The 23,785-nt window shown below is 69.5% G+C and carries 21 protein-coding genes; 12 read left to right on the top strand and 9 right to left on the bottom strand.

The genetic code is table 11. From position 1 onward, the window contains the following. From Q4F04_RS08935 to Q4F04_RS08920, 4 genes are all read right to left on the bottom strand, one after another. The coding region (locus Q4F04_RS08935; RefSeq protein ID WP_303369491.1) for an ABC transporter ATP-binding protein at positions 1 to 281 on the bottom strand (281 nt) is incomplete at its 3' end. Beyond that, entirely contained in the window at positions 278 to 1,315 is a 1,038-nt protein-coding gene (locus Q4F04_RS08930; protein WP_303369490.1) for an iron ABC transporter permease, read from the bottom strand. The genes Q4F04_RS08935 and Q4F04_RS08930, both read right to left, overlap by 4 nt. Further along, positions 1,315 to 2,409 carry an ABC transporter substrate-binding protein gene (locus Q4F04_RS08925; RefSeq protein ID WP_303369489.1) on the bottom strand — a complete coding sequence of 365 codons (1,095 nt, stop codon included), beginning with the start codon at positions 2,407 to 2,409 and terminating at the stop codon, positions 1,315 to 1,317. Before Q4F04_RS08925 ends, Q4F04_RS08930 begins: the two co-directional genes overlap by 1 nt. A 105-nt stretch (positions 2,410 to 2,514) precedes the next feature. Next, on the bottom strand, positions 2,515 to 3,957 hold the full coding sequence (locus tag Q4F04_RS08920; protein WP_303369488.1) for an ATP-binding protein: 1,443 nt from the start codon (positions 3,955 to 3,957) through the stop codon (positions 2,515 to 2,517). Positions 3,958 to 4,071: 114 nt separating this feature from the next. Here Q4F04_RS08920 and Q4F04_RS08915 point away from each other — a divergent pair, with 114 nt between their 5' ends. Then, a complete protein-coding gene (locus Q4F04_RS08915; protein ID WP_303369487.1) occupies positions 4,072 to 4,926 on the top strand; it encodes an alpha/beta hydrolase in 855 nt (284 codons plus the stop codon). On the opposite strand, the gene Q4F04_RS08910 is transcribed toward Q4F04_RS08915, so the two are convergent. From Q4F04_RS08910 to Q4F04_RS08900, 3 genes are read right to left on the bottom strand one after another with little or no spacing between them, the layout of a single operon-like run. Further along, positions 4,923 to 8,870 carry an amino acid adenylation domain-containing protein gene (locus Q4F04_RS08910; protein ID WP_303369486.1) on the bottom strand — a complete coding sequence of 1,316 codons (3,948 nt, stop codon included), beginning with the start codon at positions 8,868 to 8,870 and terminating at the stop codon, positions 4,923 to 4,925. The genes Q4F04_RS08915 and Q4F04_RS08910 overlap by 4 nt on opposite strands. A gap of 1 nt (position 8,871) precedes the next feature. Beyond that, complete coding sequence (locus Q4F04_RS08905) at positions 8,872 to 9,102, bottom strand: phosphopantetheine-binding protein (RefSeq protein ID WP_303369485.1); 231 nt, start codon at positions 9,100 to 9,102, stop codon at positions 8,872 to 8,874. Continuing rightward, the gene (locus Q4F04_RS08900; RefSeq protein ID WP_303369484.1) at positions 9,099 to 10,721 is read right to left on the bottom strand and encodes a (2,3-dihydroxybenzoyl)adenylate synthase; all 1,623 of its coding nucleotides are present in this window, start codon (positions 10,719 to 10,721) and stop codon (positions 9,099 to 9,101) included. The genes Q4F04_RS08905 and Q4F04_RS08900 overlap by 4 nt, the downstream gene beginning before the upstream one ends. Before the next feature lie 143 nt (positions 10,722 to 10,864). Between Q4F04_RS08900 and Q4F04_RS08895 the strand changes: the two genes are divergently transcribed. From Q4F04_RS08895 to Q4F04_RS08865, 7 genes are all read left to right on the top strand, one after another. Continuing rightward, complete coding sequence (locus Q4F04_RS08895) at positions 10,865 to 11,473, top strand: cytochrome b (protein WP_303369483.1); 609 nt, start codon at positions 10,865 to 10,867, stop codon at positions 11,471 to 11,473. A 229-nt stretch (positions 11,474 to 11,702) separates the two neighbouring features. After that, the gene (locus tag Q4F04_RS08890) at positions 11,703 to 12,584 is read left to right on the top strand and encodes a VOC family protein (RefSeq protein ID WP_303369482.1); all 882 of its coding nucleotides are present in this window, start codon (positions 11,703 to 11,705) and stop codon (positions 12,582 to 12,584) included. Positions 12,585 to 12,970: 386 nt separating this feature from the next. Next, complete coding sequence (locus tag Q4F04_RS08885; protein WP_303369481.1) at positions 12,971 to 13,342, top strand: winged helix-turn-helix domain-containing protein; 372 nt, start codon at positions 12,971 to 12,973, stop codon at positions 13,340 to 13,342. A gap of 47 nt (positions 13,343 to 13,389) precedes the next feature. After that, complete coding sequence (gene modA, locus Q4F04_RS08880; protein ID WP_303369480.1) at positions 13,390 to 14,157, top strand: molybdate ABC transporter substrate-binding protein; 768 nt, start codon at positions 13,390 to 13,392, stop codon at positions 14,155 to 14,157. A gap of 1 nt (position 14,158) precedes the next feature. After that, complete coding sequence (gene modB, locus Q4F04_RS08875) at positions 14,159 to 14,857, top strand: molybdate ABC transporter permease subunit (RefSeq protein WP_303369479.1); 699 nt, start codon at positions 14,159 to 14,161, stop codon at positions 14,855 to 14,857. After that, complete coding sequence (gene modC, locus Q4F04_RS08870) at positions 14,854 to 15,963, top strand: molybdenum ABC transporter ATP-binding protein (protein WP_303369478.1); 1,110 nt, start codon at positions 14,854 to 14,856, stop codon at positions 15,961 to 15,963. Before modB ends, modC begins: the two co-directional genes overlap by 4 nt. A 266-nt stretch (positions 15,964 to 16,229) precedes the next feature. Beyond that, positions 16,230 to 17,315 carry an NAD(P)-binding domain-containing protein gene (locus Q4F04_RS08865; protein ID WP_303369477.1) on the top strand — a complete coding sequence of 362 codons (1,086 nt, stop codon included), beginning with the start codon at positions 16,230 to 16,232 and terminating at the stop codon, positions 17,313 to 17,315. A 90-nt stretch (positions 17,316 to 17,405) separates the two neighbouring features. On the opposite strand, the gene Q4F04_RS08860 is transcribed toward Q4F04_RS08865, so the two are convergent. Together Q4F04_RS08860 and Q4F04_RS08855 are read right to left on the bottom strand one after the other, a co-directional pair. Further along, positions 17,406 to 18,416, bottom strand: coding sequence for an NAD-dependent epimerase/dehydratase family protein (locus Q4F04_RS08860; RefSeq protein WP_303369476.1), 1,011 nt, complete (start codon positions 18,414 to 18,416; stop codon positions 17,406 to 17,408). 4 nt (positions 18,417 to 18,420) lie between these two features. Continuing rightward, positions 18,421 to 19,587 (bottom strand): nucleotide sugar dehydrogenase, encoded by a 1,167-nt coding sequence (locus tag Q4F04_RS08855; protein ID WP_303369475.1) that lies wholly within the window; start codon positions 19,585 to 19,587, stop codon positions 18,421 to 18,423. Positions 19,588 to 19,703: 116 nt separating this feature from the next. Between Q4F04_RS08855 and Q4F04_RS08850 the strand changes: the two genes are divergently transcribed. The 4 genes from Q4F04_RS08850 (at position 19,704) to Q4F04_RS08835 (ending at position 23,653) form a co-directional block, all read left to right on the top strand. Then, positions 19,704 to 20,780: a glycosyltransferase family 2 protein gene (locus Q4F04_RS08850; RefSeq protein WP_303369474.1), complete on the top strand. Its 1,077-nt coding sequence runs from the start codon at positions 19,704 to 19,706 to the stop codon at positions 20,778 to 20,780. A 72-nt stretch (positions 20,781 to 20,852) separates the two neighbouring features. After that, positions 20,853 to 21,671: a hypothetical protein gene (locus tag Q4F04_RS08845; RefSeq protein ID WP_303369473.1), complete on the top strand. Its 819-nt coding sequence runs from the start codon at positions 20,853 to 20,855 to the stop codon at positions 21,669 to 21,671. A 16-nt stretch (positions 21,672 to 21,687) separates the two neighbouring features. Next, positions 21,688 to 23,469 (top strand): glycosyltransferase family 2 protein, encoded by a 1,782-nt coding sequence (locus Q4F04_RS08840; protein WP_303369472.1) that lies wholly within the window; start codon positions 21,688 to 21,690, stop codon positions 23,467 to 23,469. 28 nt (positions 23,470 to 23,497) lie between these two features. Next, entirely contained in the window at positions 23,498 to 23,653 is a 156-nt protein-coding gene (locus Q4F04_RS08835; protein ID WP_303369471.1) for a hypothetical protein, read from the top strand. Positions 23,654 to 23,785: the final 132 nt, after the last annotated feature.

The following is a 23,785-nucleotide window of genomic DNA, read 5'->3' as shown; positions in this document are numbered from 1 at the left end:
ACCGACAGCGCCGCGCCCGAGGGCAGCGTCTGCGGCATGAAGCCGAGGGTCTGCGCCCGATCGCCTGTCGACAGCGCCGCAAGGTCGCGGCCCCCGAACATCACCCGGCCCCGCACCGGCAGAAGCCCCGCGATTCCCTTCAGCAGCGTCGATTTCCCCGCGGCGTTGGGTCCGGCCAGCACCGCGATCTCGCCCGGCATCAGGGGCGGCAGGTCCAGCCCTTCGACCACACGGCGGCGGCCGTAGGACACCGTCAACCCCTCGATCCGCAGGCCCTTCACCGCCCGCGTCCCCGCAGGATCAGCGAGAAGAAGATCGGCAGCCCGATCAGCGAGGTCACAAGCCCCACCGGCAGCAGCACGCTGGGCACCACGGTCTTGGACAGCAGCGAGGCCAGCGACATGACCACCGCCCCGGTCAGCAGGCTGCCGGGCAGAAAGAAGCGATGGTCCTCTCCCAGCAGCATCCGGGCGATATGCGGCCCGGCAAGGCCCACGAAGCCGATCACGCCCACCATCGACACGGCGGATGCCGCCAGCAGGCTGACCCGCAAGAGCGACCAGCGCCGCAGCCGGACGACATCCACGCCGAAGCTGCGCGCCTGTTCTTCGCCCAGCCGCAGGGCGGTCAACTGCCACGCCGCCTTCAGCGAAAAGGGCGCGGTCACGGCCAGAACCACGGCCAGCACGGTGACACCGGGCCAGCTTGCCGCCGCAAGGCTGCCCATGGTCCAGAACACCAACTGCTGCAAGGCGTCGGCCGAGGCCACGAACTGCAGCAGCGACAGGAAGGCCCCCGCCGTGAAGTTCAACGCGATGCCGCAGAGGATCAGCACCTCGGGGCCACCTCCCCTGAGCCGCCCCATCAGTTGCAGCAGCGCAAGCGCACCTAAGGCAAAGAGGAAGGCGTTGGCCGACACGCTCCAGACCGCCGGCAGTCCGGGCAGGCTCAGGCCCAGCACGATGGCCGTCGCCGCCCCCAATGCAGCCGAGGCCGACACGCCCAAGGTGAACGGCTCGGCCAGCGGGTTTTCCAGCACGGTCTGCATCTCGGCCCCGGCCAGCGCCAGCGCCGCGCCGACCAGCAGCGCCATGATGGCGACCGGCAGGCGGACCTGCCAGACGATGACCTCGGCGGACCGCGCGACCTCGCCCCAGCCCGTCAGCGCCTCAAGCGTGTCCGCCAGCGGCAGCCCGGCGGGGCCGGTCATCAGGTCCGCCACGACCGCCAGCAGGGCGACGGCCAGCATCCCCGCGACCAGCAAGACGCGGCGGCGGTTGAGCGCGTGATAGCGGTGAAGGCTGTCCGTCTGCATCAGGGCTGCGGCGCGACCCACCAGGTGCCGGGCACGGTCACGGGCGAAAAGCGGGCGTCGATCTCGGCCAGCGTGGCGGCAGGGTCCACGTCCGCGAAAAGGTCGGGGTGGAAGGTCCGGGCGAGGTACTCGATCAGGGCGATGTGGCTGGGCGTGTCGTTGAACAGGTGCCAGACGCCCGCCGCGCGGCCTTCCTCGACCGCCCGCAGCGCGGAAAAGCCCGGCGCCGAGACCAGCCCGGCAAAGCTGTCCCGCGCGGCATCCTCGGGGACGCCGGTCCCCAGCACCAGCCCCCCGCGCGAGGCCATGTGCGCGCCGCCGGTGGCGATGTAGAAATCCGGGTCCGAGCCGATCAGGAACTCGAGACTCACGTTGCCCAGCACGCCCTGCACCGCCTCGGCGCCGATGTTCCGTCCGCCCGCCGTCTCGATGAACTGGGCGAAGACTCCCTGTCCTACGGTGGAACAGCAGCCCTGCGGCGCGGCGTGGACATGGAAGAAGACACCCGGGCGCTGGATCGAAGGGTCGGCCAGCCGCTCGCGGATGCGGGACAGGCGGCTTTCGTAGAACTGCGCGAACTCCTCGGCTTTCACTTCGCCCCCGGTCAGCGCGCCCAGTATCCGCAGCGACGGGATCGAGTTCTCCAGTGGCTGCGAGAAGAAATCGACATAGGCCACGGGGATGCCCGCGGCCTCGACCTGCGCGCGCGCGCGTTCCATGCCGGGATCGCCTGCGTCCATCAGCGACAGGACCAGCAGGTCGGGGTCCAGCGCGATGATGCTTTCGACGGAAATGTCGCGGTTGCCCGACCCCACGGGGCGGACCCGGTCGATAGCCGGGAAACGCTCGCGCCAGGTGGCCAGCGTCGGCTCGTCCAGCGCCTTGTCCTGCCGCCAGCCGACGACCTTCGAGACGGGATCGTCGTGCAGAAGCCCCAGCACGGCCATGTGCCGCCCCTCGCCTAAAACGATGTGCCGGGCGGGCGCGTCCAGCGTCACCTCGCGCCCGAGGATGTCGGTCGCCGTCACCTCGGCCCAGACGGGCGCGGCGATCAGGCTGGCCAGCAGGGCCATGGCGCGGAACAGGACGGGCATCGCGGACCTCCTTCGGTGTGCCCCGGGGATGCAGGGCGTCCTGAAACGGGTGCGGGCGGAGGTCCCCATCGCCCCCCGCCCCGTTTGCTGTCAAGCCGCCCGGCCTCACCGGGCCTTGGGCGCGATCTTCCAGATGCGGTCGCCTTCCTCGTCGTTCTCACCGCGCGACTTGTTCACCGCCCAGACATTGCCCTTGCCGTCGGCGCGCAACTGGTTCGGATAGGTGCCCGCGTCGATGTTGGCCACCACCTCGCCATCGGTGCCCACGACCGTGATTGTGCCCGCGCCCCGGTTGGCGACGAAGGCCATGCGGCTGACCGGCTCGAAGGCCACGTTCAGCGCGCCAGCGCCGGTGTCCACGTCATGCAGGATCTCGCCGGTCTCGGCCTTGACGATCAGCAGGTTGTCCGTGTCCTGCGCGGCGACGAAGGCCAGCCCGTCCTGCGGGTCATAGGCCACGCCCGAGGCGCGCACCGTGCCCGGCAGCGGATGCACCCTGACCTCGCCCGAGTCGAGATCGACCACGGCCAGCTCGTCCGTGGTCATCGAGACCGTCACCAGCGTCCCGCTGTCGGGATCGACGTCCAGCGACATGACCGAGAAATCCTCGCCCCGCCGGGCCGACCGGATCACGATGGGTTCGAGCTTTTCCAGCGTCCCGCTGTCGAAGACCTCAATGTTGCCGGTCATGGTGGCCGAGGCATAGACGCGGTCGCGCGCCTCGTCCACGACCACGTCGCGGGCGTGGTTCACCGTCCCCGGCTTGAACTGCCTGACCAGCGACAGGTCATCCTGCCTGTAGACGGCGACGGTGTCCTGGCGGGTGTTGGTCACCCAGACATGGCCGTTCTCGTCATCCACGGCCACGCCATAGGTCGCGAACAGCGCCGGGCGGGTGTCGTTCGCGTCCTGCCCCGCGGCAGGCGGCACGGCGCGCGTGGGCATCGGCGCCTCGGGCGGGGTCGCCTGCGCCTCGATCTCCAGGGTTTCGGGGTCGATCCGCACCAGCGCTGAATCCCGCACTGGCGGGCGGCCCACCGCCGAGGTCACATAGACCGCGTCCGAAGCAGGCGACCAGATCACCTGATAAAGCCCGCGCGTGACCCTGGCGTCCCTGATGTCGAAGTTCTCGGCGCCCGAGACCGGCACCTCGGGCGAGACCTTCAGCGTCACGACCTCGGCCGCGGCGGGGTTCTCGGCGATGACGACGACCGGGTGCAGGCCGGTCGCGGCTTCCGCGTCCACCGTCAGGTCGAAGCTGAACCTGCCCTCGGGATCGACGGTGATCGGCTGGTCGTTCAGCGCGGTCGTGCCGCGCATCAGGGTGACCTGCTGCCTCGGCACCAGCCCGTTCCCCTCGATCCGCGCCGTGCCGCCCTTCAGCAGCGGGCCTCCCGCCTCGGCCGGCCCGGCACGCAGGTTGCCGGTGAATCCGTCGGCGGGCAGGGTGAAGACGCTTTCCGCCAGCACCGGCCCGGCAGCCAGCGCCAGCGCAAGCGCCGAGGTGCCGCAGAGGGTGCGGATGAAGCGGATGGGGCCGGTTGCCATGACGATCTCCGTGGTTGATCCGAAATGGCTGAACCGGCACACCGATCTGGCTGGATGCGGCGCATGAGTATAATCCTGAGCGACACTGTCAACCAAATCTGCTGCGGGGCGAGGATGGAGAAGATCACGGGTGCGGGGGCGACGGGCCGCGTGGGGCCGGACCATGCGCGGGCCGAGGCGCGGCTGGCGATCTTCGAGACCGGGCATGCCACGCACGCGCTGTCGCAGAAGACCGTGGCGGCAGGACCGGGACACCGGCTGTTCATCGCCGCGCCGCGCGGGACGGCCCCCGCCGCGGGCTGGCCGGTGCTGTATCTGCTGGACGGCAACGCGGCCTTCGACTTCCTGACGCCCGCGCATCTGGCGGCGGCCGAGGGGCTGGCGCTGGTGGGGGTCGGCTACGACACCGACCGCCAGTTCGCGCGGGAACAGCGTACCTTCGACTTCACCGCGCCGGACGGGCCGGGCGACGGCATCCGCCCCGATCCTGTCCACGAGGGCCGCATGGCCGGCGGCGCGGCCCGGTTCCTCGACCGCCTGACCGGCCCGCTGCGCAGGGCGGCCGAGGACGGGCTGCAGGTCGATCCCGCGCGCCGGACGCTCTGGGGGCACAGCTTCGGGGGGCTCTTCACGCTATATGCGGCCCTGACGCGGCCGTGCAGCTTTGCGCGCTTCGCCGCGATCAGCCCCTCGATCTGGTGGGACGAGGCGCTGATCCGCCGCGTGGCGGCGGCTGCAGATCCGGGCGCGGTCAGGGCGCCCCTGCTGGTCGCGCTGGGGGACCGGGAAAAGCGGTCCGGCTCGGACGGGCCGCCGGCGGACGGGCCTGCGCCCGCGACGATGGATTTCGTCGCGGGGCTGCGCCGCCATCCGGGGCTGGACCCGCAGGTTCATGTCCTGCCCGGCCTCAGGCATATCGAGACCATCGCCGGCTCGCTGCCGCTGGCGATCGGCTTCGCGCGCGGCTAGTCCAGCCGCGCCATCCGCCCGGCCAGCATCGGCGCGATCAGCGCCACCGCTTCGGACGAGATCATCTGCGGGTGCAGGAACGGCACCTCCAGCGCCTCGACCTTGCCATGGGGTTGCCACAGTTCGGCGGTCAGGTGGCGGTCGCCGTGGCCCTTTCCGGCGCGGACATGGGTCAGCGTGCCCGGATGGCTGCGGTGGAAATGCCGGCGCACGAGGCCCGAGGTGTCGGTCACGACCCGCACGACGCCGTCCAGCACCCGCTCGGGCAGGGCGCCCAGGGGCGTATCCCCGGCCTTGAGGAAGCCAAGGACCTTCTCGCGGGTATCAAGATGTGTATGCGCTTCGGGGTCGTGGCCCGCGATGGCCAGCAGGGCACGCAGGGCGGACACCGGATCGGGGTCGGGTTCCGCACGCCAGACATCGGCGGGGTAGCTGTCCAGCGCCGCGATGAGGCCGGGCCTGCAGCCCATGTCGGCCAAGGCCGCCGCCATTTCCTGCGCGATCACGCCGCCGACGGACCAGCCGGCCAGATGCACCGGGCCATCCGGCACCAGTTCCGCGATGCGCCGGGCGTAGTCCCCGGCCAGCGCCGACAGGCTTTCCGGCAGCGGATGGTCGGGATCGAGGCCCGGATGCTGGACCGCCCAGACACGGCGTCCCGGCGCAAGCGCAAGGGCGAGGCGGCGATAGCCCCAGCCCAAGCCCCCCGCCGGGTGGATCAGGAACAGCGGCGGCTGCGCCGGGTCGCCCTCGGCCAGCAGCAGCAGGGGCGCGAGGCCGCCGGTCGTGGCCTCGCCCTCGATCACGCGGGCCAGCGCCTCCAGCACCGGATGCTCGAAGATCGCGCCGAGGCCGGGGTCGCGGCCGGTATCCTCCTCGATCCGCAGGGACAGGCGAACGGCCGACAGCGAGTCGCCGCCCAGCGCGAAGAAATCGGCCTCGGCCACGGGCGGCTCGGGCAGCGCGAGGATCTCGGCGTAAAGCCGGGCAAGCAGGGTCTCGGCAGGCGTCTCCGCCGCCCGGCCCGCTTGCGCGAAGTGAGGGGCGGGCAGCGCCTTGCGGTCGAGCTTGCCGTTCGACGTCACCGGCAGCGCCTCCAGCGTGATCCAGGCCTGCGGCACCATGTAGGCGGGAAGGCGCGCGGCCAGGTGCGCGGCGGCGGCCTGTTCGGACCAGCCGTCCTGCGGGACGACATAGGCCACGAGGCGCGTGGTCCCCCGGTCCTCGCGTGCCAGCACCACCGCCTCGCGCGCAAGGCCCGATCCCAAGATCCCGGCCTCGATCTCGCCCAGTTCGATCCGAAGGCCGCGGATCTTCACCTGATGGTCCGAGCGGCCGAGATAGACGACTGCCCCGTCATGCCGCAACCGCGCAAGGTCGCCCGTGGCATAAAGCCTCTGCCCGTCTGGCATGGTGACAAAGCGTTCCGCCGTCAGGTCGTCGCGACCGAGATAGCCGCGCGCAAGTTGGACGCCGCCGAGATATAGGTTCCCCTGCAGCCCCGGCGGCACCGGGCGGTTCCGGTCATCCAGAACCGCAAGCCGCGTGTTCCAGACCGGCCAGCCGATCGGCAGCGGGTTCGAGCCATCTTCCGGGGTCGCGGGCCAGTAGCTGACATCGACCGCCGCCTCGGTCGGGCCGTAGAGGTTGTGCAGCTCGGCCGTGACGCGGGCGTGGAAGCGGTCGCGCAGCTCGGCGGTCAGTTCCTCGCCGGAACAGAAGACGCGGGCCATGCGGATACCCTGCGAGGCGGGGGCGGCGAGGAAGGCCGACAGCATCGAGGGCACGAAATGCGCGGTGGTGATCCGGTGGCGGCGGATCTCGCCCGCCAGCACCGTGGGGTCGCGGTGGGCGCCGGGCGGGGCCATGACCAGCGTGGCGCCGGAAATATGGGGCAGGAAGAACTCCCATACCGAGACGTCGAAGGTGGCGGGGGTCTTCTGCAGGATGCGGTCCTGCGGGGTGAAGCCGTAATGGTCGCGCATCCACAGCAGGCGGTTGACGATGGCCCGATGCTCGATGACCACGCCCTTCGGCTCTCCGGTCGAACCGGAGGTGTAGATGACATAGGCCATGTTGGAGGGTGTGGGCGGTGTATTCGGGACTGATCCCTCAGCTGGCCATTCAGTCGTCAGCAGGCACCGGAGCGACCGGGGCTCTGCCTCGCTCACGGCTGCCGCCGCCTCCCGCACTGAAAACCGTCCCCCGGACTGTTTTCCGGACGCGCGGGAGTCCGGGATATTCAGGGACCGTCCGAACGGGGGGAGTCGATCGGCAAGATCGGGCGAAGTCAGAACTGCCACCGGTGCCGCGCGGTCGAGGATGCGGGCCAGCCGCTCGGGCGGATGATCGGGATCGAGCGGCAGGTAAGCCGCGCCCGCGCGCAGGATGGCGACAAGCGCGATTGAGAGTTCCAGCGAGCGATCAAGCGCGACGGCCACGATCGTTTCGGAACCGGCACCCAGCTCGGCCAGCCGTCCGGCCAGCGCCGCGCTGCGGCGGTCGAGATCGGCGTAGCTGAGCGTCACGTCGCCGAAGACCAGCGCGGGGGCGTCGGGGGTGGCCTGCATCTGCGCCTCGATCAGCGCGGTCAGCGTGATGTCGGGGAGCGGGTGGACGGCGGCGGCGGTCAGGGCCTCGCTGGCGGCGATCTCGTCGGGGGTAGCGGTGGGGACCGCGGCGAGGCGGCCGTGAGCGAGCGCGGCGGCGAGGAAGGCGGGCAGGCGCGCGGCATGGCCCGCCGCGTCCTCGGGAGAGTAGAGGCCGGGGTTCGCGTCCACCTCGAACAGCATCCCCGAGGCAGGGTCGCCGCGGAAGGTCAGCGTCAGGTCGTCCACGGCGCCTGCGCCGAGAATATGCAGCCCGACCTCGACCCCCGCGAAGCTGGGGGGACGGTCGAAAGGCTGGATGTTGATGAGCGGGCCGTAGAGCCTCCGCGCCCCGCCGACCAGCCCGAGGTCGCGGCGCAACTGCTCGCTGCGGTAGAGGCCATGCTTGCGAGCCTCGCGCATCTCGGTGGCCAGCGGGGCGATCCAGTCGGAAAGCGGCGCGTCCTCGTCGGGGCGGATGCGCTGGGGCAGGACATTCATCGCCATGCAGGGCACGCGGGCGATGGGTCGACCCATGCGCGCCATGAAGGGCAGGCCCGCGACGATCTCTCCGCCCGTCCAGCGAGACAGATAGGCGCCGGTCAGCGCCGTCAGCACGTCGGTCCAGTTCAGGCGATGCGCGTCAGACCATTCGGCAAGCTTCTCAAGCAGGTCCGAGGGCAGCAAGCGGCTTTCTCGCAGGAAGGTCGCGCCACTGACGGCACGGCCGGGCGCGGGACCGGTGACTTCGGGCATACCCGCCATCGCCGCGCGCCACCACGCCGCATCCTCGGCGCGCTTGAGGGAATCCCGGTAGGTCGCGTCCGCCTCGTCGGCACGCGACAGGGGCGGGAACGGGGTCGGCGTGGCTCTGCCATTCGCCAGCGTCGAGTAATGCTCTCCGATCCGGTTCGTCACCAGAACCATGCCGTAGCCGTCGATGGCGAGGTGATGAATGCGTTCATAAAGCAGATGCCGGTCCGGCCCGAGACGATAGAGCGCGAAGCCGGCGACCGGCTCGTTGGCAAGATCCACGGGCCGGGCGCTGTCATCGGCCATGCGGCGCAGCGCCTCGGCCTGCGGGTCCGCGTGGCCCGAAAGATCGGCATATTCAAGCTCGGGCGGCTCGCCCAGGAACTGCATCGCGCCGCCCGCAACCGGGCGGAAGCGCAGCCGCAGCGCCTCGCTTTCGGCGATGGTGAGGGCGACAGCCTCGTGCAGGGCGTTCCTGTCCAGCGAGCCGCGCAGGTCCAGATACTGGCCGGTGTTCAGGATCGGGTTGGCGGGGTCCAGCGCTTGGAAATACCACAGTCCTTCCTGCGCCTCGGTTAGCGCCGCACCGCCCATGTCCCGCATCTCAGGCCGCCCGCTGGGCTTCGATGGCCTGCCACCATTCGCCCAGGGTGGCGTGTTCCGCGAAAAGACCGAAGTCGGCCTTCAGTCCCGCCTCCTCCCACCCCAGCACCAGCTTCATCAGCCGCAGCGAATCCAGCCCCAGGTCGGGCAGGTTGTCGTCGTCCTGCACCTCCTCGGGTTCCATGTGCAGCATCCGCGCGATGTCGGCGCGGATCCGGTCCTTGGTGATCATGCGTTTTCCTCGGCAAGATAGCGCGCCCGCAGTTCGGCCCGCAGCACGTTGCGGCTGACCTTGCCCACGGCGGTGGTCTGGAACGAAGGGACAAAGACAATCTGGTCGGGCACCTTGAAGTCGGCGATGCCGCGGGCGCGGACGAAGGCCTTGATCTCGGGCGCGCGGGGGCGCGGCTCGCGCGGGATGACGAAGGCGCAGATGCGTTCGCCCAGGTGCGGGTCGGGGATCGAGACCACCGTCGCGTCGAAGACCTGCGGATGGGCGAGCAGGTGGTCCTCGACCTCCTCGGCGGAAATCTTCTCGCCCGCGCGGTTGATGTGGTCGCCCGCGCGGCCCTGCACGGACAGGTGGCCGCCGGGCAGGCGCTTCACGATGTCGCCGGTGCGGTAGAAGCCGTCGGGGGTGAAGCTGCGGGCGTTCGCTGCGGGTTCGTTGTGATAGGCGCGGATCGTGTAGGGGCCGCGGGTCAGCAGATGGCCCGGCTCTCCATCCGGGACCGGATTGCCCTCGTCGTCCAGCACCAGCACCTCGTCGCCCTCGCTGATGGGCCGCCCTTGGGTGTTCACGATGATCTCCTCGGGGTCGTCGAGGCGGGTGTAGTTCACCAGCCCCTCGGCCATGCCGAAGACCTGCTGCAGCGTGCAGCCGAGCGTCCTGCGCACCCGCGCCGCCGCCTCAGGCATGAACTTGGCGCCGCCGACCTGCAGCACCTGCAGGCTGGACAGGTCGTGGCGGGTCTTCGGCGCCGCCTCCATCCACAAGAGCGCCAAGGGGGGCACGACGCCCGTGATCGTGACCTTTTCGTGGGCAATCAGGGAAAACGCCGTCTCGGGGTTCGGGTTCGGGCACATGACCACGCGGCCCCCGGCATAAAGCGTGCCGAAGATGCCGGGCGAACTCATGGGGAAGTTGTGGGCGGCGGGCAGCGCGCAGAGATAGACCGAGTCCGGCCCCAGCCCGCAGATTTCGGCGCTGGCGCGGAAGCTGTAGATATAGTCGTCGTGGGTGCGGGGGATCAGCTTGGACAGCCCCGTCGAGCCGCCGGAAATCTGCAGAAAGGCGACCTGTGACGGGTCCACCTGCGGGAAGGCGGCCGGGGGCGGGTGGCCCTCGAACGGCCCTGTCTCGCCCGCGACGATGACGTGCCGAAGCTGCGGCACCTCGGCCTGCACCTCGGCGGCAAGGGCGGGGTAGTCGAAGCCCTCGAAGCGGTCCGTCACGACCAGCGCGCGGGCGCCGGCGCGGCGGGCGAAATGGATCAGTTCGGTGCGGCGATGGGCGGGCAGCGCATAGACGGGAACCAGTCCGGCAAGGAACAGCCCGAAGACCGAGGGCAGGAAACCCGCGACGTTCGGCAACTGCACGATCACGCGGTCGCCGGGCCGAAGACCCAGCGTCAGATAGCCGCCCGCCGCCGCCTCGGCGCGCGACAGCAGGTCGGCGTAGCTGAGGTTCACCTCGCCCGCCGTCACGGCGATGCGGTCGGGATGCTCGGAAGCGCGGGCCCGCAGGACGTCGCCGAAGGTCTCGCCCCGCCAGTAGCCCTTGGCGCGGTAGCGCGCGGCGAACTCGTCGGGCCAGACCTGACTCGGGGTGGCAGTCGGGAAATCGTCCATCGGAGCCTCTGGCGCGGCGCATCCGCAAGGGGCGGCTTATTCCCGGCAAGGAATTTAGTCAACTTTCCGCCACCCCTTTGGACCTTCCCGCAGCAAGCGGGTATGATCCCGCCCGAACCCTCGACCGCAAGCAGGATCGCCAGATGACCGACACCCGACACGCCTCGCGCGGCCAGCCGCTGCCGCCGACAGGCCCTCTGCCCTTCCGCGACACCCATGCGGTTTATGGCATCCTGAGCCGGTTCCTGCACTGGACCATCGCCATTCTGGTGATCTGGCAACTGCTATGGATGGGCCTGGGCCGGATCTTCGAGGAGCATCCGGTGGTCGAGACCTACGGCGGCTTCCACGCCCAGATCGGGACGATCCTGTTCGTGCTGATCGTGATTCGCGCCCTTTGGGCGCTGTCCAACCGCAACAACCGCCCCGCGCATGGCACCCATTTCTTCGGCCGCGCCGCGTCATTGGGTCACGCGCTGATCTATGTGGTGCTGCTGGCGATCCCCACGGTCGCGCTGATCCGGGCTTATGGATCGCAGCGGGTCTTCGCGCCCTTCGGCTTCACGATCTTCCCGGCGCAGGAGCCGCCGATCAAGTGGATGACCGATCTGGGCGGCGCGCTGCACGGGGAATTGGGCTGGCTGCTGGCGATCCTGATCGTGGGGCATGTCGCCATGGTGGGCGTCCACGAATCCATGTGGCGCGACGGCACGCTGGCCCGGATGCTGGGACGCAGGCGCGGGTCGGACTGACGGGCCTGCCGCGTCCCGGCCCCTTCGTCCGGAGGGGCGGGGCCATGCGCCTTCGGCCTGTGCCCATGTCCGCTGTCCGAATGGATGCGTCCTGCGGAACGGCCATGTCGCCCGGCGTCCCTGCCTGCGCCATTCCTTCCCGGCGGGGCGAGTTCTCCTTCCCGCCGGGGCGGTTATCAGGGCCGCGTCCAGGCTCCATATCGGGTTCAACCGGATGATGGAGACCACCATGCGCCCAGCAAGGCCCTATGCCGCCCCGCAGGGGCAACCCGCCCGACCGGGCATCACCTCGGCAGGCTCGCCCCTGCGGATCGACGCGGTCGCGCTGACCGTGCGCGACCTCGACCGGGTCAGCCGCTTTTATCAGGACATCGTCGGGCTGTCGCCGATCTCGACCGACTCCAGCGGCCACCGCCTCGGGGCAGGCGGGCGGGTGCTTCTGGACCTGCGCCACGATCCGCAGGCCCGACCCGCCGGCCGCCATCAGGCGGGGCTGTTCCACACGGCCTTCCTGGTGCCGGACCGCGCCGCGCTGGCCGACTGGGTGATCCACGCCGCTGGCCGCGGGGCGGCCCTGGACGGCGCCTCGGATCACCTGGTCAGCGAGGCGCTGTATCTGACCGACCCCGAAGGCAACGGCATCGAGATCTACCACGACCGTCCCAGCGAGGAATGGACGATCCTTCCCGACGGCTCGGTCGCGATGGCGACGCTGCCGCTGGACCTCGACGGGCTTGCGGCGAGCCGCAGCCGCGCGGCTTTCGACGGGATGCGCGACGACACCATTTTGGGCCATGTTCATCTGCAGGTGGGCGAGCTTGACGCCGCCGCCGCCTTCTATGGCGGGCAGATCGGGCTGGGGCTGACGACCCGCTATCCCGGCGCGAACTTCTTCGGGTCCGAGGGATATCACCACCATGTCGGCACCAACATCTGGAACAGCCGCGGCGCAGGCCCGCGTTCCGAAGGCACCACGGGGCTGGCCGAGGTCGAACTGCTGGCGACGCCCGAGGCGGCGGCCGGGATCGCCGGACGGTTGGGCGTGGCGCCTGCCGGGACGATGGAGGCCCGCGATCCCTGGGGCACGCGGCTGACAATCCGCACCGTCTGACGGTCAGGACAAACCATCCCATGATCCCTGCCGGAATCCCGCAGGCGCGGCCAAGGCCGGCCTGCGGTGCCTGAAGCCCCGGCGCATCGGATCGGCGGGCTTTCCCGCCGCAAGGTCCGACCATGCGATCGGCCTGTCGGAAAGAAGGCGGGCCGCTTCCGGTGCCGGGGTTTTTCACCCGGCGGGCCGCGTTCCTGCCGCGGGGGCTGGTCTGCCCCATCCGCCCCAAGGGACACGCATCCTGCCCAGCCGGAACGGCCGCAATTCCCGGTAGCGGCGTTCCCCTTGCTGCGTCCTTGCCGAACCGGGGGCACCCAGCCTTCGGCGTGACCGCGGGCGGCATCGGACCCTTGTCCCCGGTCCGCCGATGCGGGAACCTCGGGGGCATGAGCGCGCCGCGACTGCACCCCGAGTTCTTCATCCGCCTGTTCCTGGGCGAAAACGCCATGCTCGGCCCCGGCAAGGCGGCGCTGCTGGAGGGGATCGCGCGGACCGGCTCGATTTCCGCCGCAGGGCGCGAGATGGGGATGAGCTACAAGCGCGCCTGGATGCTGGTCGAGGCGCTGAACGGGATGTTCCGCGAGCCCCTGGTCGAAAGCGCCCGTGGCGGCGCGGGCGGCGGCGGCGCCAGCCTGACCGACACCGGGCGGCGGGTGCTGGCGCTTTACCGCGAGATCGAGGCGGCGGCGGCCGACACCAACGCCACCCGCCTGTCGGCCCTGCGCGGGCTGCTGGCCGAAAGCGCCGCCCGGAAATAACGGTTGAGCCTCGGCGCGGCTTGGTTATGTTCACCCGGATATAACCGATGGAGCCTGCCATGCCCCGCCTGCCCCTCGCTCTTGCCGCCGTCCTGCTCCTCCCCCTTCCTGCGGCTGCCGCCGAGGTCGTGGTCTTCGCCGCCGCCTCGATGAAGACGGCGCTGGACCCCATCGCCGAAGCGTTCCAGCAGGCGACCGGCGACAGGGTGACGATCAGCTATGCGGGGTCCAACGCGCTGGCCCAGCAGATCCTGCAGGGGGCGCCGGCGGACATCTTCATCTCGGCCTCGACCGAGTGGATGGACGAGGTGGAAAAGGGCGGCGAGGTGGCCGAAAGCAGCCGGACCGACCTGCTGGGCAACCGGCTGGTGCTGGTCGCCCATGACGAAGCCGCCCCGCAACTGACGCCCGCGCAGGGCTTCGACCTCGCGGGCGCGCTGGACGGCGGCAAGCTGGCCATGGCGCTGGTCGATTCCGTGCCCGCCGGACAATACGGGAAAGAGGCGCTGACGAGCCTGGGCGTCTGGGACCAGGTGGAACCCCATGTCGCGCAGGCCGACAACGTCCGCGCCGCGCTGGCGCTGGTCGCCACGGGCGAAGCGCCGCTGGGCATCGTCTATGCGACCGACGCCGCGGCCGAGCCGAAGGTCCATGTCGTGGGCACCTTCCCCGAGGACAGCCACGGACCCATCACCTATCCCGCAGCCCTGTTGAAAAACGCCCGCGACGAGGCCGACCGCGCCTTCTTCGACGCGCTGAGCGCGCCCGAGGCGGACGCGGTCTTCCAGCAACACGGCTTCACGCTGCTGAACTGACTTGGCCGACTGGCTTTCCCCCGCCGAATGGGTCGCGCTGCGGCTGTCGCTGCGCGTGTCGCTTTGGGCAACGCTGGCGAGCCTGCCTTTCGGCCTGCTGGTCGCCCATGCGCTGGCGCGCTGGCGCTTTCCGGGGCACGGGCTGCTGAACGGGTTGGTCCACCTGCCGCTGGTGCTGCCGCCGGTCGTCACCGGCTACCTGCTGCTCTTGACCTTCGGGCGGCGCGGCTGGGCCGGGCAATGGCTGGACCAGTGGTTCGGCATCGTCTTCGCCTTCCGCTGGACCGGGGCGGCGCTGGCCGCTGCGGTCATGGCCTTCCCGCTGATGGTCCGAGCGATCCGCCTGTCGATCGAGGCCGTGGACCCCCGGCTGGAACAGGCAGCGGGGACGCTGGGGGCTTCGCGCGCATGGGTCTGGATCACCGTCACCCTACCCCTGATCCTGCCCGGCGTGATCGCGGGGGCGGTGCTGGCCTTCGCTAAGGCGATGGGAGAGTTCGGGGCCACCATCACCTTCGTGTCCAACATCCCCGGCCAGACGCAGACCCTGCCCTCGGCCATCTACAGCTTCCTGCAGGTGCCGGGGGGCGAAGCCTCGGCCGCGCGGCTCGTCGTGATCTCGGTCGTCGTGGCGATGTCGGCGCTGGTGGCCTCGGAGTGGCTCGCCCGCCGGGCCATGCGGCGGGTGCAGGGGCGATGAGTGTTTCTGTCGCCCTGCGCCACGGATTCAGGGGCTTCTCGCTGGACGTGGGTTTTGACGCACCGCCCGGTGTCACGGTGCTGTTCGGCCACTCGGGTTCCGGCAAGTCCACTGTCCTGAACGCGGTGGCCGGATTGCTGCGCCCCGACTCTGGCTGCGTGGCGGTGGACGGCATGGTGCTGACCGACACGGCGCGGCGCATCCACCTGCCCCCGCACCGCCGACGGCTGGGGGTGATCTTCCAGGACGGCCGCCTGTTCCCGCACCTGACCGTGCGGCAGAACCTGCGCTATGGCCGCTGGTTCTCGCCCCGCGCCTCCCGCCGGACCTCGGAAGCGGCAGTGGTCGAGATGCTGGGCATCGGCCCTCTTCTGGACCGCGCCCCCGCCACCCTGTCGGGCGGAGAGCGCCAGCGCGTCGCCATCGGCCGCGCGCTGCTGGCCGATCCGCGCCTGATCCTCGCCGACGAGCCGCTGTCGGCGCTGGACGACGACCGCAAGGCCGAGATCCTGCCCTATCTGGAACGCCTGCGCGACGATTGGCGCGTCCCAATGCTGTATGTCAGCCATTCCTCCGCCGAGGTCGCCCGGATCGCCACAACCGTGGTGATGATGGAAGCGGGCCGGATCACCCGCACAGGCCCCGCGGCCGAAGTGCTGGCCGACCCCTCCGCCGCCGGGCCGGGGCGCGAGGCCGGTTCCGTGATCGAGGCCACCGTCACCGCCCATCACCCAGACGGCGTCACCGAACTGGATGCAGGCGGGCTGGCGCTGTTCCTGCCCACCCTGCCTGCCGCCCCCGGCACGCGGCTGCGCCTGCGGATCGCCGCGTCCGACGTGATGCTTGCCCGCGGCCGCCCCGAAGGCCTATCTGCGCTGAACATCCTGCCCGGCACGGTCGAATCCGTGACCGTCCGCGAGGGCGCGGTGCTGGTCCGGCTTTCAACCGACGCCGGGCCGATCCTGTCGAGGATCACCCGCCGGTCCGCCGCGCAACTGGGCATCGCGCCGGGCAAGGCGCTGACGGCCGTCGTGAAATCCGTAGCCCACGACGCGGCAAACGTGGGTCATGCCCGCAGGGCAGCTGGGACGGTAAACGAAGGATGACGCCAACCGCGCCGGGTCGAGGCGGCAAGAGCCGGAACCGCCTGCCCGGCGACCCGCCCTGCGAGTTGCGCATCCATGGGCAACGCGAGGCCGCGCTTGTGCCAACTCGCGCCGGAAATGTCCGGCGCCATCTGCCGGGCAACCCTGGCTGTGCCGAAAGTGGCGCGCGGGGATCATTTCCGCGCATTCCGCCGTTGCGGTTCCGCCCCTGCCGGAACGGAGGTCGGAATGACGCAACGCTGGCATCCATCTCGCGGACTCTGCGGATGACTGCCCGGATCGCCGTCAAGGTCGATATCGTAGTGATCGGCGCGGGACAGGCCGGGCTGTCCTCGGCCTGGCACCTTGCGCGGCTGGGGCTGAAGCCGTGGCGCGGCTTCGTCGTGCTGGACCGGAATGCCGGTCCGGGCGGCGCCTGGCAGCACCGCTGGCCCTCGCTGACGCTGAGCACGGTGAACGCGATCCACGACCTGCCGGGCATGGCGATGGCGGAAGCCGTGGACACCGGCGACGGAGAGGTCCGCGCCGCCGAGGCCGTCCCCCGCTACTACGCCGCCTATGCCCGCCGCTTCGCCCTGCCGATCCTGCGCCCCGTCACCGTCCGCGCTATCCGCCCGCATGGCGAAAGGCTGCGGGTGGACACCGACCGCGACAGTTTTTCGGCACGCGGAATCATCAACGCGACGGGGACATGGGACACACCGAACCTGCCGCGCTATCCGGGGGCGGACCGGTTCCGGGGGCGGCAGCTGCATTCCCGCGACTATCGCCGCGCGCAGGATTTCGCGGGCCAGCACGTCGTGATCGTGGGCGCGGGGATCTCGGCCCTGCAGCATCTGGACGAGATCTCGCAGGTGACGACGACCACCTGGGTCAGCCGCCGCAAGCCGCAGTTCACCGAGCGTCCCTTCACGGTCGAGGACGGCCGCGCCGCCGTCGCGCAGGTCGAGGCGCGGGTGCGGCGGGGGCTGAAACCCGGCTCGGTCGTGTCGGTGACCGGCCTGCCGCTGACCCCGGCGCTGCGGGCGGCGCGGGATCGGGGCGCGTTGGAATGGCACCCGATGTTTTCCGAGATCACCGAGACCGGCATCCGCTGGCCCGATGGCACCGAGCAGCGGGCCGACGTGATCCTGTGGGCGACGGGGTTCCAGCCTACGCTGGACCATCTCGCACCCATGGGGCTGCAGGAGGAGAGCGGCGCGATCACCATGACGGGGCGGCTGGCGACGCAGGTCGCCCGTGACCCGCGCATCCACCTGGTGGGCTACGGGCCGTCCGCCTCGACCATCGGGGCGAACCGCGCGGGCGGGGCTGCCGCGCGGGAACTGGCGTCATATCTGGAACTGGCCTGAAATCGGCGCAGGTTCGTCCGGGGCCAGCGCCCTGCGCCGTCGATCCACGGCACCGGCGGCTGATGCTGGAAACGCAGCCCCGGCGCCGCGTCAGCCCTTGTCCACGCCGTAATAGTCGCGGAACCAGTCCACATACTGCTTCACGCCGTCCCGCACCTCGGTCCGGGGCGCATAGCCCGAGAGCGCCCGCAGCAGCGTGGTGTCGGCCCAGGTCGCGGGCACGTCGCCGGGCTGCATCGGCAGCATCTGCTTTTCCGCCGGGCGGCCCGCCGCCTCCTCGATCGCGGCGATGAAGTCCGGCAGCGGCACCGGCGCGCCATTGCCGATGTTGACCACGCGGAAGGGCGCGACCGGCGAGAGACTATCGAAGTCGCCTGCCCGTTCGGTCCCCGGCACCGCGTCGATCAGCAGCCGGATCGCCCGCACGAGGTCCAAAACGAAGGTGAAGTCGCGCTTCATGTCGCCGTGGTTGAAGACCTTGATCGGCCGGCCCTCGAAGATCGCGCTGGTGAACAGGTAGGGCGCCATGTCCGGGCGGCCCCAAGGGCCGTAGACCGTGAAGAAGCGGAACATGGTCATGGGCAGGCCGAACAGATGGGCATAGGAATGCGCCATCGCCTCGTTCGACTTCTTGGTGGCCGCGTAGAAGGACATCTGGCTGTCCGCCTTGTCGGTTTCCCGGTAAGGCATCTCCGTGTTCGCGCCATAGACGCTGCTGGTCGAGGCCAGCAGCATGTGTTGCGGCGGATGGGCGCGGGCGGCCTCCAGCAGCTCGAAGCTGCCCAGCAGGTTCGCCTGCACATAGGCGCGCGGGTTCTCGATCGAATAGCGCACGCCAGCCTGGGCCGCGAGATGGACCACCGCCTCGGGTTTCTCGGCGGCGAAGATCTCCATCAGCAGGCCGGGGTCTTCCACGGACCCGCGGACGCCGCGATAGTTGGGGTTCGCGCGCAACTGCGCCTCGCGCGCGTCCTTCAAGGCAGGGTCGTAATAGTCGTTGTGGTTGTCCAGACCGACCACGCGCCAGCCTTCGTCCAGCATGACCCGGGCCAGGTGAAAGCCGATGAAGCCGGCCGCGCCGGTGATCAGGACCGTGCGCACCGGATCAGTCCTGCCCGAAGAGGTCGCGGGTATAGACCTTGTCGGCCACGTCGGCCAAGTCCGGCGTCAGCCGGTTGGCGATGATGAGGTCGGCCTGATCCTTGAACTGATCGAGGTCGCGGACCACGGGCGAGTTGTAGAAGTTGTCCTCGGTCAGCACCGGCTCGTAGACGATGACGGGGATGCCCTTGGCCTTGATCCGCTTCATGATCCCCTGGATCGAGCTGTCGCGGAAATTGTCCGAGCCCGCCTTCATCACCAGCCGGTGGACCCCCACCGTCTTCGGCTGCTTCGCCACGATCTGGTCGGCGATCACGTCCTTGCGGGTGCGGTTCGATTCCACCACCGCCGCGATCAGGTTCTGCGGCACCTGGTCATAGTTCGCCAGAAGCTGCTTGGTATCCTTGGGCAGGCAGTAGCCGCCATAGCCGAAGCTGGGATTGTTGTAATGCGCGCCGATGCGGGGGTCGAGGCACATGCCGTCGATGATTTCCCGCGCGTTCAGGCCGTGGGTCAGCGCATAGCTGTCCAGCTCGTTGAAGAAGGCCACCCGCAGGGCGAGGTAGGTGTTCGAAAACAGCTTGATCGCCTCGGCCTCGGTCGCGCCGGTGAACAGCACCGGCACGTCGGGGTCCAGCGAGCCTGCGGCCAGCAGGTCGGCGAAGCGGCGCGCCTCGGGGGTGGTGTCGCCCACGACGATGCGCGAGGGGTGCAGGTTGTCGTGCAGCGCCCGGCCTTCGCGCAGGAACTCGGGCGAGAACAGGATCCGGTCGGTGCCATGCTCGGCCCGCATCCGTTCGGTGAAGCCGACGGGGATGGTCGATTTCACCACGACCGTCGCCTCCGGCGCGTGCCGGCGGGTGCCGGCGATCACCTGCTCGACCGTCGAGGTGTCGAAGCGGTTGGTGCGCTCGTCATAATTCGTGGGGGTCGCGACGATGACGTAATCCGCGCCCGCCAGCGCCTGCGCGGCGTCGGTCGTGGCGATCAGCTTCAGATTGCCGCGGGCCAGGAAGGCGCTGATCTCGGCATCCTCGATCGGCGATGTCCCGGCGTTCACCTGGTCCACGCGCGCGGCGTTCACGTCCAGCGCGTGGACATCGTGTTCCTGCGCCAGCAACACGGCAAGGGAAAGCCCGACATAGCCCAGGCCGGCGACAGCGATCTTCATGAGGCAAGCTCCGCTCTGCTTTTGGGCGTTCTCTTAACAGGAAAATCGGTGTAATCCATGCCCATCGGTCCGCAGACGCTCGCCGGACGCTCAACCTGCGGCAGATGATGCGCCTGATGATCACCACGATGCGGGACGAGGCGCCATTCATCCTGGAATGGATCGCCTATCACCGGCTGATCGGCTTCACCGACTTCCTGATCTATTCCAACGACTGCGCGGACGGCACCGACGCGATGCTGGACCGGCTGGCCGAACTGGGCATCGTCACCCATGTCCCCAATCCGCGCCGGGGCCGCAAGACGGTCCAGTGGCAGGCGCTGACGCGGGCGCGGAACCACCGGCTGACGCGGCGGGCCGAATGGATCATGGTCGCCGACGTGGACGAGTTCCTGGTGATCCACGCAGGCGAGGGCCGGCTGGACGATCTTTTCGCCGCGGCCCCGGACGCCGCGGGCTTCGCGGTGCCCTGGCGGATGTTCGGCAGTTCGGGCCGCATCCGCTTCGAGGAAGAACTGGTGACCGCGCAATTCACCCGCGCGGCCCCCGACCGGATGCTGTGGCCGCTGCGCGCCGGCCAGTTCAAGAGCCTGTTCCGCCGCGATCCGCGCCTTGTCCGGCTGGGCGTCCACCGGCCGTTGACCGAGGACGCCCAGCCCGTTCCCGGCCGGTGGGTGGACGGGAACGGCAGGCCGTTCACCCTGACCGACAGTTCCTTTGCGGTCACGGCCCAGGAACGCTACGGGCTGGCGCAGATCAACCATTACGCCCTCGGTTCGGCCGAGAACTTCCTGGTCAAGATGGCGCGCGGCCGGCCCAACCACATGGATCGGCCCATCGACCTCGGCTATTGGGTCGAGCGCAACTTCAACGCGATCGAGGACCGCCGCATCCTGCGCCATCTGGACGGCCTGCGGGCGGGGGTCGAGGCGTTCCTGGCCGACGAGATGCTGGGCCGGCTGCACCGGCAGGCAATCGCATGGCGCCGCCGGCGAATCGCCGAGGCGCTGACGGATCACCAGCAATTCCTGCTGTTCACCCGGCTGGTGCAATGCCCCGACACCCCGGTCCTGCCCATGGAGCTTCAGAAGGAACTGCACCGGATGCGGCTGCAGGCGCATCCGGTAAAGAAACCGGGCCGGGCACAACGCGAAGCTGACGCCGATACGCAACGCAGAGGTGTAAATTCCTGACCCGTGGCTGGATGATGCCCGGGGGATCGGCTAAGAGGCCGCAACGCAAGCGCCCCTGACCCGCGGATGGACATGAAACTCGATCGACGCCCGGTAGCCTCGCTGTGGATCGGCGACAGGCTGCACTATCTCAACCAGCTCTGCCTCAAGTCGCACCTGCTGCACGGCCATCCGGTGACGCTCTACTGCACCGACAAGGTGGATAACGCCCCCGAGGGCGTGGAAATCCGCCCGGCCTCCGAGATCATGGACCTGGACATGAAGCTGGTCGAGGACACCTCGGCCTCGTTCCTGTCCAACGTCTTCCGCTACAAGATGATCCGGAAGACCGGGGCGCTGTGGATCGACTGCGACGCCTTCTGCCACAAGCCCTTCCCCGAGGAATGGGACTATGTCTTCGCCGGCCACGGGATGCGGGGAGCGCTGAACTGCGGCGTCGTCGGCCTGCCGCAGGACTGCGAGCTGATGGACCGGCTGCTGGATTACTACGACAACCTGCCCGACTATCCGGCCTGGTGGAACAAGAAGCAGCGCCGCCAGATGGACAAGCTGACCGAAAAGGGCGAGTTGTCCCACGGAGCGGCGATCTACAAGACCGAGCGCACCGCCTTCGGCCCCCAGGCCTTCACCTGGTTCGCGCAACAGACCGGCGACATCGACAAGGCCATGACGCCCGATGTGCTGTATCCAGTGCCCTTCCAGTTGAACGACGTGTTCTTCGACCCCCATGGCCGGGTCGAGGGCCATTTCACCGACAGGACCGTCTCGGTCCATCTTTACACCAACGGCACCAAGCCATGGTGGCGCAAGAATCCACCGCTAGCGAACTCCTATGCCGCGCGGATGTGCGAGCAGGTCGGGATCGACCCGGCGGCGGCGCTGGAGGAGTGACCGCAAGGGCCGCGCCGTGAACCTCAAGAAGCACGTCAGCCCGCACGGCACCGTCATGGCGATGTCGATGATGAAGGACGAGGCGCCTTTTCTTCTGGAATGGTTCGCCCACCACCTTGCCGTGGGCTTCACCGACATTCTCGTCTACACCAACAACTGCACCGACGGCACCGACGAGATGCTGCAGCGGCTCGAGGAACTCGGGCTGGGGTATCACCGCCCGAATGTCATCAAGCCCGGCGTCAAGCCGCAGCCCTCGGCGCTGAGCCATGGGCAGGCCGAGCCGCTGGTGCAGGATGCCGACTGGCTGCTGGTCTTCGACGCCGACGAGTTCCTGGCGATCAACCACCCTTCGGGGACGCTCGACGGGATGCTGGACGACGCGGTGGCGAAGGACGCGAACGGCATCGTCATCACCTGGCGCATCTTCGGCTCGAACGGGATCGTGGACTGGTCCCGCGCGCCGGTGACGGAACAATACACCCGCGCAGCACCCCCCGACTGGAACAAGGGCTGGGGTGTCAAGACGCTGTTCAGGTTCGACCCGGAATACTGGAAGCTCGGCATCCACCGGCCGTCCATCAAGAACAAGCACCTTGAGGACGGCTTCCCGGACACAGTGCGCTGGCTCAACGGCTCGGGCCAGCCGATGGAGGATTACTTCAAGTTCCACGGCTGGCGGTCGATCAAGCGCACCATCGGCTATAACTGGGCGCAGATGAACCATTACGCGGTCAAGTCGGTGGACAGCTACGCCCTGCGCAAGTTCCGCGGCAACGTGAACAACAAGGCCGACAAGTACAACGCCGACTACTGGGCGTTGCAGGACCGCAACGAGGTGCCCGACACCCGCATCCTGCGCCACGCCCCCGCCCGCGCCGCGATCATGGCCGAGCTGCTGACCGATCCCGTCCTGCGCGAACTGCACGAAACCGCGCTGGCCCGGGTCGAGGCGCGGCTGGCGGAATACCGGGAAACCGACGCCTACCGCGAGTTGCGAGAGGGCCTGATCGCCGCCGGACGCGTGCCGATCGCCAATGTCGAGGCCAAGCCCCCGAAGCCCCGCGATCCCACCCGCATCGCCGAGCTGATGAACCGGGTCAGGAACCCCGGCGGCCCCTCGGCGGAGGACACGGACCAGCCGGCATCCCGGCCCGCGCCCTCGGCGACCTATATCACGCCGGTCGATCTCTCGACCCCGCTCGAGGTCGAGTGGTTCCCGAACCGCGAGCTGCAGTTGCCCGCCGACCCCCGCATCTTCACGGCCGAGGCGCTTTCCGCCATCCGCGCGGGCAAGTTCGAACGCCGCCATGCCCGCAACCTGCCCGGCTATCTGGAGGGCTGCCGGCGGCTTCTGGACATCGGCGGCGGCGTGGGCTTTCCGGTGATGGGCGCGCTGCGCGCCCTGCCCCGCCTGACGGTGATGCTGCACGAGGACCGCCCCGGCCTTGCCGCCGCCGCCCGGCTGATCCACCGCCGCAACGGCATGGAGGACACGGCCAGGCTGCGGGTGGTGGATGGCCCGCTGCGGCTTGCCTCGGACCAGGAGCTTGAGGCGAGCGGGCTTGCCGCCTGCCTGCGCGACTTCCGCCCCGACGCGCTGCGCCTGTCCTGCCCCGAGGCGGTCCCGCCGGACATGCTGGCCGCGATGCCCCTGGATACGGTGAAGCGGGTGATCGTCGCCGCGGCGGCCGGCGAGGAAATGGGCACGGCCTATGCTGACGCGCTGGCTGGCGCGGGGTTCAGGAACGAGGTGGAAAGCGCGGCTGGCGGACCCGCTCTGTTCGTCCGGCAGTAGAGCGTCCCCAGTTTTCTGAAAGGGCAACATGACTGCTGCTATTGATGACGCCGAGTTCGTCCGCATCCAGGTCGCTCATCGGCTGGGTTCCATCGACGATATACGCCTGAAATCCACCGAGACACGCCTCAGTGTATTAAAAGGAGCAACTCTGCTGTTGCTCTATGCCGGTGCTCATGCGTGAAAGACTACAGATGGCTGTGGATGGTTCTCTTACCTTCCGGCCATCGGCATCCAGAACTGGGAATATCAAGGAACACGGTTGAAATGATGAACGGCGAGAAGGTTCTGATCGTTTCGACGATGAAGAACGAAG

This window comes from Paracoccus sp. (in: a-proteobacteria) (genome assembly GCF_030536915.1).
In the GTDB taxonomy this organism is placed as follows: Bacteria; Pseudomonadota; Alphaproteobacteria; order Rhodobacterales; family Rhodobacteraceae; genus Paracoccus.
This window is presented reverse-complemented; position numbering and strand designations above follow the sequence as displayed.